Below are 15,576 nucleotides of genomic sequence, written 5' to 3' on the forward strand. Positions count from 1 at the left end.
AGATTTTATTTTTGTACAGGACAGTTTTATGCAACAGGCAGCTGAGTTTCAAATCCGGGACGGGCAATTGCTCGGGGCGCGCCAGATCCCTTCTCCAAATTTTAATCAGCGGCCTGAACATACCGACATCCAGTTACTGGTGATCCATAACATCAGTCTGCCACCGTCACAGTTTGGTGGTGGCTATATTGAACAGTTTTTTCAGAACCAGCTGGACTGGTCAGTGCATCCGTATTTTCAGAGTGTTGAAGGCATGCAGGTATCTGCACATCTGCTGATTTTGCGTTCTGGTGAAGTACTGCAGTTTGTGAATTTCAATGACCGGGCCTGGCATGCAGGTCGTTCCAGCTATCTGGCCAAAAAAGAATGTAATGATTATTCCATCGGGATTGAACTGGAAGGCAGTGATGACCTGCCGTTTGAACAGGCACAATATGATGCCTTGGTCAAAGTCACCGCCTGTTTACAAAACTATTATCCAAAAATGCAGCAGCATATTGCCGGACATTCGGACATTGCACCGGGACGTAAAACCGATCCGGGACCGTATTTTGACTGGTGTGCTTTTCGTGCCCAGTTACAAAATTATAAGAACCCATGACCCTTCAGGAAGTCATGTGATTAAGCAATGAACTTCTTTTGCAAGTTTCATTACAATAGGCCCAAATTAATTATTAGGTGAATAGGATGGCGCTTTGGCGTTCGACCGTAATTGTCAGTGCGATGACCATGTTATCGCGGGTTCTGGGATTGGTCCGGGATGTGGTTTTACTGAATGTATTCGGTGCCGGTAAAGATTTCGATACCTTCGTGGTGGCATTTCGTATTCCAAACTTTTTCAGACGGCTGTTTGCAGAAGGGGCATTCTCCCAAGCCTTTATTCCGGTACTGACTGAATATAAAACCAGCCGTACCCATGCTGAAGTGCAGATCCTGATCAGCCGGGTCTTTGGCTGCCTAGCTACCTTCATGACCACCCTGACCATGATTGCCATCATTGCAGCACCTGTGATCATGTATATCTATGCGCCAGGCTTCCATGGCGATGAAGCAAAGTTTGCGCTGGCCACAGACATGTTCCGTCTGACCATTCCATACCTACTGTTTATGTCATTAACGGCTTTTGCCAGCAGTATTCTGAACAGTTATGGCTCTTTCAGTACGCCAGCCTTTGCTCCAGTTTTATTGAATATTGCCATGATTGCCGGTGCGCTCTGGCTCACGCCTTTTATGGCAGAGCCGATTATGGCGCTAGGTTGGGCCGTCGTCATTGCCGGGATTTTACAGCTGGCAATCCAAATTCCAGAGTTATGGCGTAAAAACCTGTTGATTCCACCGAAAGTAGACTTCAAGCATGAAGGGGTGGGTCGCATCATGAAACTGATGCTACCCGCTTTGTTTGGCGTATCTGTCACACAGATCAATCTGTTACTGAATACGGTTTGGGCCTCTTTCATGCAGGACGGTTCAGTGTCCTGGCTGTATAGTGCTGAACGGATGACCGAGTTACCATTGGGTCTGATTGGCGTGGCAATCGGTACCGTGATTCTGCCGTCTTTATCCACTCAGCATACAGAAAAAAATCCGGAAAAATTCCGCGGCATGATGGACTGGGCAGCGAAAGTCATCGTACTGGTGGGTTTGCCAGCCAGTATTGCCCTGTTCATGCTGTCAACACCGATTATTCAGGCATTATTTGAACGCGGACAATTCACGTTTGAAGATACCCAGATGACTGCCTTGGCACTGCAATGTATGAGTGGCGGTGTGATTGCCTTTATGCTGATTAAAGTCTTTGCTCCCGGCTTTTATGCCCAGCAGGATACCCGTACACCGGTACGCGTCGGTTTAATGGCAGTAGCAGCCAATGCGATTCTGAACGTGATCTTTATTGGTTTCTTTAAGCTGATTCATTGGGAAGCAGAACATATGGCGCTGGCACTGGCTTCGACCGGTTCAGCCATGGTCAATGCGGGTCTGCTGTATTTTTATCTGCATCAACGCAATATTTTCCGTTTTGGGGCGCACTGGAAAAAAATCTTTGTGCAATTCATGTTTGCCAATGTGGTGATGATTGCAGCTTTGGCCTATGCACTGAGCTGGTACAATGGTGATGTATCACAGTGGATGCGTGTACTGGAAGTGCTGATTTTATGTGTGGTCGGGGTGGTGGCGTATTTGGCCGCATTGGTCGCTGCTGGTTTCAGACCACGCCATATCAAACCGTAATCCATTTTGGGCGCATAAAAAACAAGAGCCAAATGGCTCTTGTTTTTTCTGTAGGAAACTTTTCCTTAAGCAAAACTCAGTCGCTAGACCTTGCCGCGAGAAAGGAAACCAACAATGGCAAGAATAACGGCAATCACCAATAAGATAATCGCGAAATCCTTAGATAAGCCTGCTACTCCACCGAAACCGAGTAGACTGGCGATTAAGGCAATCACAGCAAAAATAATAGCCCAGCGAAACATATCAATTCTCCATGTGTTTTTATTCTCAAATCCAGTATAGGAATATTCAATTTTGGGCACTGTTAGTGTTTTGTTGATGTACTGTCTCTGATTTAACAATAGTTTACGTGATATTAATAAGATTCACGTCCCTACATTTCCTTTGTTGAGACTTGGTATAATAAGCTGATTTTTACCATAGCCGTTTTGATTATGTCTGATGCCTTACGTCCATACTTCTGGAAAAAATATAGTCTCACTGAGCTGACGCCAGAAGAATGGGAAGCGCTTTGTGACGGTTGTGGGCTTTGCTGCCTGATCAAGCTGGAAGATGAAGACACCCACGAAGTCGCCTATACCAAAGTGGCTTGCAAATTACTGGACTGCAAAACTGCCCGCTGTTCGGATTATCCGAACCGGCTGCAATATGTGCCCGATTGTATCCAGCTAACACCTGAGAAACTGGACACCATTCACTGGTTGCCATCAAGCTGTGCCTATCGCCGAGTTGCTGAAGGGAAAAGCCTGCCATCCTGGCATTATCTGAAGACAGGTTCACGACAAAGCGTAATTCAGGCCAAAAAATCTGCTGCTGGTCGCTGCTTAAGTGAAGTCGATATTGATGAAGATGAAATTGATGAATATATCGTACGCTGGGTGCGCTAGCTGTTAGCGCAATCCAACCTCGTCAAATGATTAAATAAAAAAATTAAGCTGCCTGTTGTAGCAGTTGCTGTGCTGAAGATCCCGACATAGGTCGGTAAAAATAAAAACCTTGTCCGATCTGGCAATCACAATTAATCAGCGTGTCCAGCTGTTCGGTATTCTCAATACCCTCGACCAATACATCCAGAGAAATACTGGAACCAATCTGGGTAATGGCTTTGACAATGGCCAGCGCAGACGGATCATTATTCATGCGTTCTACAAAATTGCGATCAATCTTGATGCAGTCGACTGGATATTCCTGCAAACGGGTCAGGGAAGAATGACCGGTACCGAAGTCATCCAGAGAAATATGAATTCCATGTTTTTTCAGCAGGTTTAGTGCCCGGATCACATAATTGGCTCCGCCTTCGGATAAGCTCTGCTCGGTAATTTCCAGTTCAACCTTATGTGCAGGAATATCGAATCGGGATAGACGAGCCAGGAATTTCTCAGCATAGTCATCGCGCAGGAATTCAACTGGAGCTGCATTGATTGAAATCGGCAGTATATCCAGACCTTCGGCCTGCCAGCGACTCATATCCTCAAAGACTTTTAGCTGCATGGTTTCACTGATGCGCGAAGCTAAATCATAGTCCTGGAAAGCAGAAAAAATATGAGAGGGTAACTGGATCTGATGCTGTTGATCCTGCCAACGCAGTAAGGCTTCGAAACCAATCACCTCACCATCAGAAAGGCGGACCTTAGGCTGATAATAAGGAATAATTTGATCCGCATGAATAATCTTGCGTGCCAGCGTCAGTTGTTTGGTCATGTTTTCCAGTGACCTGAACATCTCCTGATTAAACATGCGAATCCCGCCACGACCACTATTTTTCAGATCATTCAGGGCAATATCGGCACATTTCAGCAGGTTAGAGCTATTCTGGGCATCACGCGGATAAACGGTACAACCAATACTCATACCGATACTCATGCGATGGCCGACATAACTCACAGGTTGTTCCAGTTGGGCATAGGCCAGTTGTGCAGTATTAATCAGCTGGGCTTCGTTTTCTAGGTTTTTGACTAAAATAGCAAATTCATCGCCACCCAGACGGGCAACGACTATATTGTTGGAGCCAAAACAGGCCTGAAAACGCTTGCCCAAGACATGCAGCAAATGGTCCCCGGCAATATGACTCAAAGTGTCATTGATATGCCGGAAATAGTCTAAGTCGATCAGGAGCAGGCCAACCATTATTTGCTGTTGCTTGGCTTTTAGCAGTACCTGTTTAAAGGTCTTATAAAAGGCATTGCGGTTATACAGTCCGGTCAGCTCATCACGCTGAATTACGGCTTTTAAACGGCTTTCAGCTATTTTTTGCTGACTGACATTGCGTGAAACACACAGGATATTTTGGGGAATATTATTTTCGTCCAATACTGGAGTCAGTAAATGATCCCAGTATTGTGGGTCCTCATTCTCCGTCTGGGCTTTTTCTACAAAACGGCTATTCAAACCTTGAGCAGCCTGTTTTAAAGCGCGTTGTCCGGTTTTTTTAACTTCAGCGGGTAACAGGCTTAACCATGAATGCGGGGCAGGCTGCTGTTCAGGATCAATCCCTAACTTATGACAGGCTGACTGATTGATATGACGGATTTCGCCTTGTGGAGACATCACTTTAATACAATCGACACTGGCATCCAGCATGTTTTTCTGGGTAGAAATCACCTGAGACAGTTGCTGCTGAATCTCAAAATATTCATGGATATCGGTCAGTGATACCGACCATTGCAGCAGATGTTCTGCTGTATGCTGAAACTTGATGGCCAAGGTACACATACGGTAGCTGGAATCAGCCGATTTAATCCGGCACTGGGTATTAAAGCCTTGTTGCTGATTCAGGGCAGCATGCCATTGCTCAGAAAACGCTGGCTGATCATCTGGATGAATCAGGCTTTGCCATTCTTTAGGACCATATTCACTTAAATTGGTACCTAAATAATCCGAAAGTGCCTGATTAAAATATTCAATATTATCCTTGCCCAGCACCCAAAGCGGATGCGGCACATCATTGATCAGATCTTGTAATAATCTGGATTTTGCCTGTTGTTCATTAGAAGATTGTATCGAGGTTGAAATAAGCGAATCAGCACATTCCGCAGTTGTTCGTCTAGATTTATTATGCTTCATGCATCCCCACCGATACCACCCAAAGAGCATCCAATCAGTTGCTCAAGTCCATTCTAATTAATATGAGATAATGTGAAATTTACAAGGTTATTAACCTGTAATTAATCATGTTCTATTTATCTACTTTTCATAAGATTAATCCATTCATTGTAAAAAAAATAGAGATTTCTTACATAAATTAAATTTTTCTCATAAATGTTTGAAATATTGGAATCAAAACTACCAGTGTTAGAATGAAAGCAGAATTTAATTTGAGCCAATAATAAGATGTCAGACAGTCATATCCCGCTTCCAGAACGCTTGCGGCCTCGCGACCTTGCAGAAATTATCGGGCAGGATCACTTGCTTGGAGAGAATGCACCTCTACGTCAGATGATTGACCAAGGACATTTACCATCGATTATCTTCTGGGGTCCACCTGGAGTAGGTAAAACCACGATTGCCTTGCTACTTGCCCAAGCGGTGGACCGACCATTTATCAGCCTATCTGCACTCAATACCGGTGTGAAAGAATTGCGTGAAGTCATTGCGGAAAGTAGTGATCTGCTGACGCCTGTAGTGTTTATTGACGAGATTCACCGTTTTAATAAATCCCAGCAGGATGCACTGCTGAATGCCGTCGAAAAAGGCAAAATTACCCTGATTGGCGCGACGACGGAAAATCCATCTTTTGAAGTCAACAGTGCCTTGCTGTCACGTTGTCAGGTCTATACCTTGAATGCGCTGAGTGACGAAGCGATTCAGACCTTACTAACTCAGGCGATTCAGACTGACAAATTCCTGCAGGAACGCTATATTCAGATTGAGGAATTTGACGCCTTATTGCAGTTTGCCGCAGGGGATGCGCGTAAGGCACTCAATCTACTAGATCTGATTGCCAGTATTTTTGAGGCTGATCAGGAAAATATCATTACTAATGCGATTGTGGTCAAAGTCGCACAGCAGAATATTGCCCGTTATGACAAGTCTGGCGAGCAGCACTATGATCTGGTTTCGGCCTTCATCAAGTCGATTCGTGGTAGTGATCCGGATGCTGCCCTGTACTGGATGGCACGTATGCTGAAAGGTGGTGAAGATCCGGTCTTTATTGCCCGCCGTATGCTGATTGCGGCATCAGAAGATATTGGCAATTCCAATCCGAATGCCTTGTTGCTGGCGGGCGAATGTTTCCGCTCAGTTCAAGCGATTGGCATGCCGGAATGCCGGATTATTCTGGGACAATGTGCGGTTTACCTGGCGACCAGTGCTAAAAGTAATAGTACCTATCTCGCGATTAACAAGGCGATGGATCTGGCTGAAAAAACGGCCAATTTGCCAGTGCCTTTACATCTGCGTAATGCACCGACCAAGTTGATGAAAGAGCAGGGTTATGGAGTGAATTATCTGTATCCGCATAACTATCCGGAACATTTTGTTTTGCAAGATTACCTGCCGCCTGAGCTGAAAGGCACCAAACTGTACGAATCGGCACGTAATAAGCGTGAAGTGGAAGGCGAACGTCTGCAGCAACGTCGCTGGCAGCAGGAACAACAGCAGCAGTAAACAAAAAAAAGCCCAATTCAAGGAGAACTGGGCTGAAATAGGATGTCTTGGGGGAGATACATCCTAGAGGGTAAGGGTATAAATCTGGTCGGCAACATCAGATGGATTGCATCTGCTGAGGATGTTGCCGGAATGCAGTAATATTAAGATATGCATTGAATAATGTAAAAACGATCATTTTTATTAATAAAATTCATTTTTTCGATCATAAGATTAGACAATAAAGAACCGGGCTATTAACCCGGTTCTTTGAAGCATTACTAGTGCTTAGATATCTTCAAGATTGATACCTAAACGTGCAGCAACTTCTTCGTACGCTTCAACCACGCCGCCTAGGCCTTGACGGAAACGGTCTTTATCCAGTTTTTTCTTGGTGTCTTTATCCCATAGACGGCAACCGTCTGGAGAGAATTCGTCACCCAGTACGATACGGTCGTGGAACACACCAAATTCAAGTTTAAAGTCAACCAGAAGCATATTACCCGCTTCGAATAATGCTTTAAGCACATCGTTCACTTGGTAAGTCAGTTCTTTCATTTTTGCCAGTTGTTCAGCAGTCGCCCAACCTAAAGCAATCGCTTGAGATTCGTTCACCATTGGATCGCCTAGCGCGTCATCCTTGAAGAACAATTCGAATGTTGGAGGCGTTAATTCTTTACCTTCTTCTACACCCAGACGACGGCATAAAGAACCCGCAGCATAGTTACGTACTACACATTCTACTGGAATCATTTTAAGTTTTTTCACCAGCACTTCAGTCGGTGTCAGCAGTTTCTCAAAATGAGTTTCAATACCAGCAGCAGCCAGCTTTTCCATGATGAAGGCGTTAAAACGGTTATTCACCTTACCTTTACGATCCAGTTGTTCGATTTTTTCGCCATTGAATGCGGACGCATCGTCACGAAAAACTAAAATCAGGTGGTCTTCACTGTCCGTGGTATAGACAGATTTCGCTTTACCAGTATAGAGCAAGGTTTGTTTTAACATGAGGGAACCTTCTACAAAAAAAAATGCCTAGAAAATGTCTAGGCTGGCCAATTTTGGTAAATCTGGTTTAACAGTTCTGCTGCTTTTTCGCGGTCGGCAAAACTGTTATCGGGATTAAACACAGCCAGGGTGTTACTCGAACCTGCGGGAGAGAGTCTTAAAACATAGGTTTGCTGATCGACCTGAATCGCTACTTCATAACGATCTTTATTTTGACCAACGATAGAATGGTTAAGGCTGCTAAGCGTGGCAAGAGTGTATTGCCATATTGTAGCAGCATTTCCATCAATTTTGAGCAGTGGATTTTGATTTCCGTCAGTGACTAATTGCGGCTTTCCCGAAAAATTTTCTTGAGTTTCATCTGCTTGAGTTGAATTTACTGGCTGTGCAGTAGGACGTGGCATCGCAAAGCGGTTACCACGCTGATTTTCAAGCTTTGGTGCATTTTCCAGGGCAAGCGGATCTACGGTCGGAGCAGGGTACAAAGGCGTTGCAGGACGAACCATTGACCCTTCAGGATATTGTAATGGTTGCAGCGTGGTTGTCTCTTTATAGTCCAAGGTACCGTTTTTAAAGGCCATTGAACTACAACCTGCTAAACTGAATACTGAAAGTGCCAGGGTAAGTCCTAAACGTAATTGCATAATCGTTGCTCTTTATTTAATGACGCTCGCTTCTACAAGTGCCTCATGAAGCGGAGCGCGATATTGTTCTGCAAGTGGTGTTAATGGAAGGCGAATACCTGTACCAATTAAGCCCATATCATGGAGAGCCCATTTCACAGGAATTGGGTTTGATTCGCAAAATAGAATATTGTGTAAATTTGCAACCTGAGCATTCATCTCTTCAGAACCTGCCGCATCTCCTGCAATGGCAGCAGCACATACTTCACTCATGACTTTTGGTGCAACGTTGGCAGTCACAGAAATATTGCCTTTGGCACCATGACCCATTAACTCATAGGCAGTTGCATCATCACCTGAGTAAACAGTCATGTTTTTGCCTGTCAGACCTTCAATCAGGGCAGCACCACGGGCTACATCACCTGTTGCATCTTTAATGCCCACGATCTGTGGGATATCTGCCAGACGGATCACGGTTTCATTAGCCATATCCACGCCGGTACGACCTGGAACATTATAAAGAATTTGAGGTAGGTCAACCGCTTCAGCAATCGCTTTATAATGCTGGTATAGACCTTCCTGAGTCGGTTTGTTGTAGTAAGGAGTAACCAGCAGGGCAGCATCAGCGCCAAGTTCTTTGGCTTCCTGAGTCAGCTCGATTGCTTCACGAGTCGAGTTTGCGCCTGTACCGGCAATGATAGGAATACGTTTGTTGGCAACACGAATGATTTCTTTGATCACTTGAGTGTGCTCGCTCATGCTGAGCGTTGATGCTTCACCAGTAGTACCAACCGCGACGATACTGTTAGTGCCTTCTGCAATATGCCACTCAACTAGCTTCTCGAGACCCTTCCAATCTACGCTGCCATCTTCAAACATGGGGGTGACGATTGCGACAATGGAACCCTGAATGGTCTGTGCTTGCTGAGTCATTTTAAAAAACTATCCTATTTGTCCATCCGAAGAGAATGAGAAAACATATTTGGGATGGGTTTGTATTTTGATTTGTAGCAAATTCAATAGATTTGCACTGAATTGAATATTGCTTATGCAAATTATGACTGATCAAACGCATAAGAACAATATGCTTTAGTAAAAGCCACTGAATTCTTTATACAAAGCCTCTAGGCAACAATCAAGTTTTAATCGTTATGATTTTTTGCTGTCCAAATCATCCTTTATCCTCCAGCAGTATGAAAGCTAATGAATTCATTTTTTCAGTAAAAAATACACAGAATAAGTCACTTAAGTGAATTAGATAGATTTAGAAAACATTCTTTTATGGCGTTTTAGGGGAATATTAATATTTATATTCGATGAATTAAGAGCTAAAATATATCCAATAATAAATCTCATTTATGATGAATAAAAAGCAAAAATGCCTGAACTAATCTTTTTTTCGTATTAGTGATCGGCCCCGAATTTTTCTCACTGTTGAATTTCCGGATTTGATGTATAAGTCTAAATCCAAAAATACTGGGATTTTAATACTTCTCATTAATTGCTTTTTTGACTTTATCGAACAGCATCTTAAAGTCATTAATTTTCTGGATTTTTCAGTATATCCGAGCAAATTGTTCAACTTATTGGTAGTTAATTCTCTTTAGCGGCTCATAGATGATGGCCTCTCTTTTGAACGCTGATTGAACAAGGATATTCCAATGGAAAAATCAGACAATAAGCACGCGATCATCACGGTAGGGATCTGCTTTCTGATCGCTGTGATTGAAGGCCTGGATATTCAGGCTGCCGGGATTGCCGCTGCTGGTATTCGTGAGCACTTTGGTCTTGATAGCTCACAATTGGGTGTGTTTTTTAGTGCAGGGATTCTGGGCTTATTGCCTGGTGCACTGGTCGGTGGTCTATTTGCGGACCGTATTGGTCGTAAGAAAGTTTTAATCTGGTTAACCGCAATTTTTGCACTATTTACCTTATGTACCGTGTGGGTGAACAGTTTCCACAGTTTGCTGGAAGTTCGTTTTCTGGCGGGTGCGGGTCTTGGCGGTGCAATGCCAATCTTAATCACGCTGGCTTCTGAAGCCGTGGCTCCACAAAACCGTGGACGTGCCGTGGGCCTGATGTACTGTGGTATGCCAGTGGGTGCTGCAATCTTGTCTTTAATCGCAGCAACTGAATTCGGTGCAAACTGGAAAAATGTTTTTTTACTTGGGTGGTTTATTGCCCATCATTGTGATTCCTCTGATGATGGTGTGTCTGCCTGAATCTAAAGAATACATAAAGGCACAAAACAAGACAGCCGCAGAACGTGCAGCATCTCCTCAGGGTTCATTCAAGGATTTGTTTAACTCTGACAACCTACTTCGTACGCTGTGTATCTGGGTGAGCTACTTCTTCACTCTGATAGTGGTGTACATCATGTTGAGCTGGTTGCCTTCACTCTTTATGGAGCTGGGCTTCACCCGTAAAGATGGTTCAACTGCACAGTTCTATTTCATGGCGACTGCAACGATTGGTACCGTGATTCTGGGTATGCTGACGGATCGCCTGAAAAAAGCGTATGTCATTCTGTTGATGTACGGCGGTATCCTGGCGGGTTTATTAGCGTTGAACGGTGCAAGCTCACTTGAACAGATGTAAATGGCCGCAGCATTGGCAGGTGCCTTCGTGATTGGTTGTCAGGGCGTACTCTATGCCTTTGGTAGTATCGTTTACCCGACTGAAGTACGTGGTACAGGGGTAGGTGTTGCTTCTGCAGTTGGTCATATCGGTGCCATGCTTGGCCCTGCAATTGCGGGTCAGCTACTGACAGCAGGCTTCGGTGCAGCAGGGGTGATCTCGGCAGCGATTCCATGTATCGTAATCTCTGCGGTATGTATGCTGTTCCTGGTCAGCCGTACCAAAGTTTAAAAATAAAAAGATGAATATCCAAAAAGCCTGCACTGATGCAGGCTTTTTATTTTCTAGTATCAGTTCAGCTAAAGACAAATTCTGTCTATGTTTTGCAGAGCAATAGCTTTTACAGTTAACTCATCATACGTTTTATCAGAATGCAGAGTCATTCTATTTTTACCTAAAAGGCTAAAAATTTTCTTTAGTTTTAAGCTATGCTTGGATGCAAACTCAGATTTCAAGGGATGAAAATGATGCAGAATGCGGCGCTGATTGTGGTGGATGTACAAAAAGGATTTACCCCGGGTGGAAATCTGGCTGTTACCAATGCCGATCAGATTATTCCGAATATCAACCGATTGGGGCAGTACTTTCAGAATATTGTGCTGACTCAGGATTGGCATCCGGCAGAGCATATCTCCTTTGCAGACAATCATCCTGCTCAAGCAGCCTATGACACGATTCAGCTGAATTATGGTTCTCAAGTCCTCTGGCCGAGTCATTGTGTACAAGGGACTGAGGATGCTGAATTTCATCCGGAGCTGAACCTTCCGCAAGCCCAACTGATTATCCGCAAAGGCTTTCATCAAAATATCGACAGTTACTCCGCCTTTATGGAAGCTGATCAAAAAACCAGTACTGGTCTGGCCGGCTATTTACGGGAGCGTGGCATTGATACCGTATTTATCGTGGGTATCGCGACCGATTTTTGTGTGGCCTGGACCGCGATGGATGCCTGTAAACTCGGCTTTAAGGCCTATGTCATTGCGGATGCTACCAAAGGCATAGACCTGAATGGTTCGCTACAACATGCCTGGCAGGACATGCTGGCACAGGGTGTAAAACGGATTTATCTGAAAGATATTATTAATGCTGCCTAAGCGCTGACTTAAGGCGATTAGGGCCATTTACCATTATGCAATGGTTTGTTTACTTTGAGGCATCCACAGATGCCTTGATTTCTTTTTCATGACCCCTGGATTTCCCCATGTCAGCACTCCTTCAATTTAGCCAGTTTGTCCAAAAGACCTTTGCTCTGTGGGTCATTCTATTTTCAGCGATTGCTCTGATGCTGCCGGATCTTTTCGTCTGGTTACGCGCCTATATTCCTTGGATGTTGGGTCTGATCATGTTTGGCATGGGCATGACCATGACGCCAGGCGATTTTAAAAGTATCTTGCAAAGTCCTAAGGCCGTCGCGATTGGGGTCGTGGCTCAGTTTATGGTGATGCCAGGGTTAGCCTTTTTGCTCTGTCAGCTATTCCAGCTTCCGGCTGAAATTGCGATTGGTGTAATTCTGGTGGGCTGCTGTCCAGGTGGCACCGCATCCAATGTGATTACCTATATGGCCAAGGGCAATACAGCCCTTTCTGTGGCGTGTACTTCGGTATCGACTTTATTGGCACCGCTTTTGACTCCGGCAATTTTTTATCTGCTGGCCAGCCAATGGATTGAAATTAATGCCTTGTCCATGCTGATTTCGATTCTGCAAGTGGTGCTGTTTCCAATCATTTTAGGTTTGATTATCCGCGCCCTTCTAAAAACCAAGGTAGAAGGCTATATCCAGGTAATGCCAGTAATTTCAGTGATTGCCATTGTCGCAATTGTGGCGGCAATTATTGCCGGCAGCAAAACCCAGATTCTGGAATCTGGTTTAATGATTTTAGGGCTTGTGGCTTTACACAATGGGATGGGCTATTTACTGGGTTATTGGGCCAGTCGCATATTTCACTTGGCAGAAATTGACTGTCGTGCAGTATCCATTGAAGTGGGGATGCAGAATTCTGGTCTGGGTGTGGCCTTGGCGGCGACCCATTTTGCTGCATCTCCCATTACTGCGGTTCCAAGTGCCATTTTCAGCCTGTGGCATAATATTTCAGGACCTGCTTTAGCCACTTATTGGGCTGGCAGACAAACTGAAAAAACGGACACTTAATTGCAATTTGATGACGGCGCCCAACGAGCCATAGCATGATTTTTTTATACGGTGAAAAATTAAAATATTAATTTATATGGATTTATCGAGCTTTGTAACATAAGTGTCATGAAGTCTGCCTAAGATCGCCCCTCAATGATGTGAAACAACAGACTGTAATCAGCAGCATTGAGAGGGCATGGAACAATTTCAGCATTCGTCAGCGACCTATTTTAATCGGGAACTTTCCTTATTTGAATTTCAGCGTCGTGTCTTGGCACAAGCACTCGATCCGAATTTACCGATTTTAGAGCGCTTAAACTTCCTGATTATTTTTTCCCGTAACCTGGATGAGTTTTTTGAAATCAGGATTGCCGGGCTGATGAAACAGCAAGATCTGAATGCGACTACCCGGACGCCTGATGCTGTACCCACCGAGCTGATTCTACAAGAACTGTCCCAGTCCATTCATGCCACAGTGAACAAACAGTATGAGGTTCTGAATCATGCAATTTTGCCTGAACTCCAGGCGCAGGGGATTCAGTTTCTTCAATACCAGGATCTTCTGGAAAAACATAAGGCCTGGATTGCAGCCTTTTTTGCCAAAGAAGTGCAACCGGTACTGACCCCGATCAGTCTGGATCCTTCACATCCTTTTCCACGTTTGGTGAATAAAAGTCTGAACTTTATTATCAGCTTGGAAGGTAAAGATGCCTTTGGCCGTGAAATCGAGATGGCAATTGTGCCGGCACCACGTTCCTTACCCTGCCTGATTAAAATTCCGGAAGATGTCACCGGAAACAATACCACCCAGATCTTTCTGACTGCGATCATCCAGCAGCATATCAGTGATTTGTTTCCCGGCATGAAAGCGACCGGATGTTATGCCTTTCGGGTTACCCGCAATGCCGATCTGGTATTGTCGGAAGATGTCGATGATCTGGCGGTGGCTTTAAAAGATGAACTGTGTTCGCGCCGCTTTGGTCGTGCAGTACGTCTGGAAATTGAAAATGACTCTCCACAGAACATCATCGACTATTTGCTGGATGAATTTGATCTGACGGAACAGGAGCTGTACCGGATTGATGGACCGATCAATTTGTCCCGCCTGAGTACCAGCTTTGAGCGTCCGGAATTAAAGTATCCGCATTTTAGTCCGGTCATTCCGAAAATTTTCCGTAAACAGAAAAGTATTTTTGAAATTTTAAAGGCACAGGATGTGCTGCTGCATCATCCTTTTGATTCATTCCAGCCGGTGATTACTTTACTGCGCGAAGCGGCCAAGGACCCGGCGGTGCTGGCGATCAAGCAGACGCTATATCGCAGTGGTCCGGATTCGGAAATTGTTCAGGTGCTGGCAGAAGCCGCACGGAATGGCAAGGAAGTCACGGCCGTGATTGAATTGCGGGCGCGTTTCGATGAAGAATCCAATATTATGGTGGCCAATATCCTGCAAGAAGCCGGGGCAGTGGTGGTCTATGGCATCGTCGGTTATAAGACCCATGCCAAAATGATTCTGATCGTCCGGCGTGAAAATCAGGAACTACTGCGTTATGCGCATCTAGGTACCGGAAACTATCATGCCGGGAATGCCCGCATGTATACCGATTACGGCCTGATGACCACACAGCTGGATATCTGTGAAGATGTGCATCGCATGTTCCAGGAACTGACCGGCATGGGCAAAATGGCCAAACTGAAAGCCTTGCTGCATGCACCGTTTACCCTGCATAGCGAACTGCTTAAACTGATTGAGCAGGAAAAGGCATTTGCCCTAGCTGGAAAAGCCGCGCATATCATCATCAAAGTGAATGCGTTGACTGAACCGCAATTGATTGCTGCCCTCTATCAGGCGTCACAGGCCGGGGTGAAAATTGACCTCATTGTGCGTTCAATCTGCTGCCTGATTCCACAAGTCACCGGCATGTCAGAAAATATCCAGGTCCGTTCAATCGTTGGACGTTTCCTGGAACATACCCGAGTCTATTATTTTGAGCATGGTGGCGCCAAGAAACTGTATTGTGCCAGTGCCGACTGGATGGGGCGCAACCTGTTTTCCAGGGTCGAAACCTGTTTCCCGGTGCTGGATCCAGAGCTGAAAAAACGGATTTATAAAGATGGCCTGATCAGCTATTTAAAAGATTGTCAAAATGCATGGGAATTAGATGCCGATGGTCAATGGCATAAAGTCCCTTGTCAGGATCCGGCCCAGCCTTATAATGCCCAGCAATATCTGCTGGAACAAAAACAGTTAAAAATTTAAAGGGTAGTCCAAGACACGCTGGCGTATTTGTTTTGTACCCATCAAAAAGCCGGATATTGGATCCGGCTTTTTTTAATTGCAACATGTCCCGTCCTGAAATAAGT

At 44.8% G+C, this 15,576-nt stretch carries 12 protein-coding genes and 1 pseudogene; 8 read left to right on the forward strand and 5 right to left on the reverse strand.

What is annotated here, in order from left to right; all coding sequences use genetic code 11:
- The first annotated feature begins 28 nt into the window (after positions 1–28).
- Positions 29–601: a 1,6-anhydro-N-acetylmuramyl-L-alanine amidase AmpD gene (ampD, locus tag B3Q46_RS12935; protein ID WP_005232799.1), complete on the forward strand. Its 573-nt coding sequence runs from the start codon at positions 29–31 to the stop codon at positions 599–601.
- Positions 602–678: 77 nt separating this feature from the next.
- Positions 679–2,229: a murein biosynthesis integral membrane protein MurJ gene (gene murJ, locus B3Q46_RS12940; protein WP_286716107.1), complete on the forward strand. Its 1,551-nt coding sequence runs from the start codon at positions 679–681 to the stop codon at positions 2,227–2,229.
- An 83-nt stretch (positions 2,230–2,312) separates the two neighbouring features.
- On the opposite strand, the gene B3Q46_RS12945 is transcribed toward murJ, so the two are convergent.
- On the reverse strand, positions 2,313–2,471 hold the full coding sequence (locus tag B3Q46_RS12945) for a DUF1328 domain-containing protein (protein ID WP_004647174.1): 159 nt from the start codon (positions 2,469–2,471) through the stop codon (positions 2,313–2,315).
- 192 nt (positions 2,472–2,663) lie between these two features.
- Between B3Q46_RS12945 and B3Q46_RS12950 the strand changes: the two genes are divergently transcribed.
- The gene (locus B3Q46_RS12950) at positions 2,664–3,116 is read left to right on the forward strand and encodes a YcgN family cysteine cluster protein (protein WP_004781392.1); all 453 of its coding nucleotides are present in this window, start codon (positions 2,664–2,666) and stop codon (positions 3,114–3,116) included.
- Between the two features lie 43 nt (positions 3,117–3,159).
- On the opposite strand, the gene B3Q46_RS12955 is transcribed toward B3Q46_RS12950, so the two are convergent.
- Entirely contained in the window at positions 3,160–5,322 is a 2,163-nt protein-coding gene (locus B3Q46_RS12955) for a putative bifunctional diguanylate cyclase/phosphodiesterase (RefSeq protein ID WP_414631445.1), read from the reverse strand.
- Between the two features lie 237 nt (positions 5,323–5,559).
- On the opposite strand from B3Q46_RS12955, the gene B3Q46_RS12960 reads away from it, so the two are divergent.
- Entirely contained in the window at positions 5,560–6,834 is a 1,275-nt protein-coding gene (locus tag B3Q46_RS12960) for a replication-associated recombination protein A (RefSeq protein ID WP_286716117.1), read from the forward strand.
- Between the two features lie 267 nt (positions 6,835–7,101).
- Here B3Q46_RS12960 and purC read toward each other — a convergent pair whose 3' ends face one another.
- Genes purC through dapA form a run of 3 tightly spaced genes read right to left on the reverse strand, consistent with a single transcriptional unit; the run spans position 7,102 to position 9,377 of the window.
- Positions 7,102–7,821 carry a phosphoribosylaminoimidazolesuccinocarboxamide synthase gene (gene purC / locus B3Q46_RS12965; RefSeq protein WP_004781395.1) on the reverse strand — a complete coding sequence of 240 codons (720 nt, stop codon included), beginning with the start codon at positions 7,819–7,821 and terminating at the stop codon, positions 7,102–7,104.
- A gap of 38 nt (positions 7,822–7,859) precedes the next feature.
- Positions 7,860–8,465 carry a hypothetical protein gene (locus B3Q46_RS12970; protein ID WP_004781397.1) on the reverse strand — a complete coding sequence of 202 codons (606 nt, stop codon included), beginning with the start codon at positions 8,463–8,465 and terminating at the stop codon, positions 7,860–7,862.
- 12 nt (positions 8,466–8,477) lie between these two features.
- Positions 8,478–9,377, reverse strand: coding sequence for a 4-hydroxy-tetrahydrodipicolinate synthase (gene dapA / locus B3Q46_RS12975; RefSeq protein WP_286716120.1), 900 nt, complete (start codon positions 9,375–9,377; stop codon positions 8,478–8,480).
- Between the two features lie 728 nt (positions 9,378–10,105).
- Between dapA and mhpT the strand changes: the two are divergent.
- The 4 genes and pseudogenes from mhpT to ppk1 all read left to right on the forward strand — a co-directional run bounded on the left by mhpT (position 10,106) and on the right by ppk1 (position 15,472).
- Positions 10,106–11,312 (forward strand): annotated as a pseudogene (gene mhpT, locus B3Q46_RS12980) (3-(3-hydroxy-phenyl)propionate transporter MhpT).
- A gap of 233 nt (positions 11,313–11,545) precedes the next feature.
- Positions 11,546–12,175: a bifunctional nicotinamidase/pyrazinamidase gene (gene pncA / locus B3Q46_RS12985; protein WP_034170263.1), complete on the forward strand. Its 630-nt coding sequence runs from the start codon at positions 11,546–11,548 to the stop codon at positions 12,173–12,175.
- 107 nt (positions 12,176–12,282) lie between these two features.
- The gene (locus B3Q46_RS12990) at positions 12,283–13,230 is read left to right on the forward strand and encodes a bile acid:sodium symporter family protein (protein ID WP_034170262.1); all 948 of its coding nucleotides are present in this window, start codon (positions 12,283–12,285) and stop codon (positions 13,228–13,230) included.
- Between the two features lie 178 nt (positions 13,231–13,408).
- A complete protein-coding gene (gene ppk1, locus B3Q46_RS12995; RefSeq protein WP_125278855.1) occupies positions 13,409–15,472 on the forward strand; it encodes a polyphosphate kinase 1 in 2,064 nt (687 codons plus the stop codon).
- Positions 15,473–15,576 lie beyond the last annotated feature (104 nt).

Origin of the sequence: Acinetobacter sp. UBA2581 (assembly GCF_002339435.1) — a bacterium.
Taxonomy (GTDB): Bacteria; Pseudomonadota; Gammaproteobacteria; order Pseudomonadales; family Moraxellaceae; genus Acinetobacter; species Acinetobacter variabilis.

Bases quoted from the DNA above. Each gene is read 5' to 3' on its own strand.
- B3Q46_RS12945 (WP_004647174.1), bottom strand. From the start codon at position 2,471: ATGTTTCGCTGGGCTATTATTTTTGCTGTGATTGCCTTAATCGCCAGT.
- ampD (WP_005232799.1), top strand. From the start codon at position 29: ATGCAACAGGCAGCTGAGTTTCAAATCCGGGACGGGCAATTGCTCGGG.
- pncA (WP_034170263.1), top strand. From the start codon at position 11,546: ATGATGCAGAATGCGGCGCTGATTGTGGTGGATGTACAAAAAGGATTT.
- ppk1 (WP_125278855.1), top strand. From the start codon at position 13,409: ATGGAACAATTTCAGCATTCGTCAGCGACCTATTTTAATCGGGAACTT.
- B3Q46_RS12950 (WP_004781392.1), top strand. From the start codon at position 2,664: ATGTCTGATGCCTTACGTCCATACTTCTGGAAAAAATATAGTCTCACT.
- B3Q46_RS12970 (WP_004781397.1), bottom strand. From the start codon at position 8,465: ATGCAATTACGTTTAGGACTTACCCTGGCACTTTCAGTATTCAGTTTA.
- dapA (WP_286716120.1), bottom strand. From the start codon at position 9,377: ATGACTCAGCAAGCACAGACCATTCAGGGTTCCATTGTCGCAATCGTC.
- B3Q46_RS12955 (WP_414631445.1), bottom strand. From the start codon at position 5,322: ATGCTCTTTGGGTGGTATCGGTGGGGATGCATGAAGCATAATAAATCT.
- B3Q46_RS12960 (WP_286716117.1), top strand. From the start codon at position 5,560: ATGTCAGACAGTCATATCCCGCTTCCAGAACGCTTGCGGCCTCGCGAC.
- B3Q46_RS12990 (WP_034170262.1), top strand. From the start codon at position 12,283: ATGTCAGCACTCCTTCAATTTAGCCAGTTTGTCCAAAAGACCTTTGCT.
- purC (WP_004781395.1), bottom strand. From the start codon at position 7,821: ATGTTAAAACAAACCTTGCTCTATACTGGTAAAGCGAAATCTGTCTAT.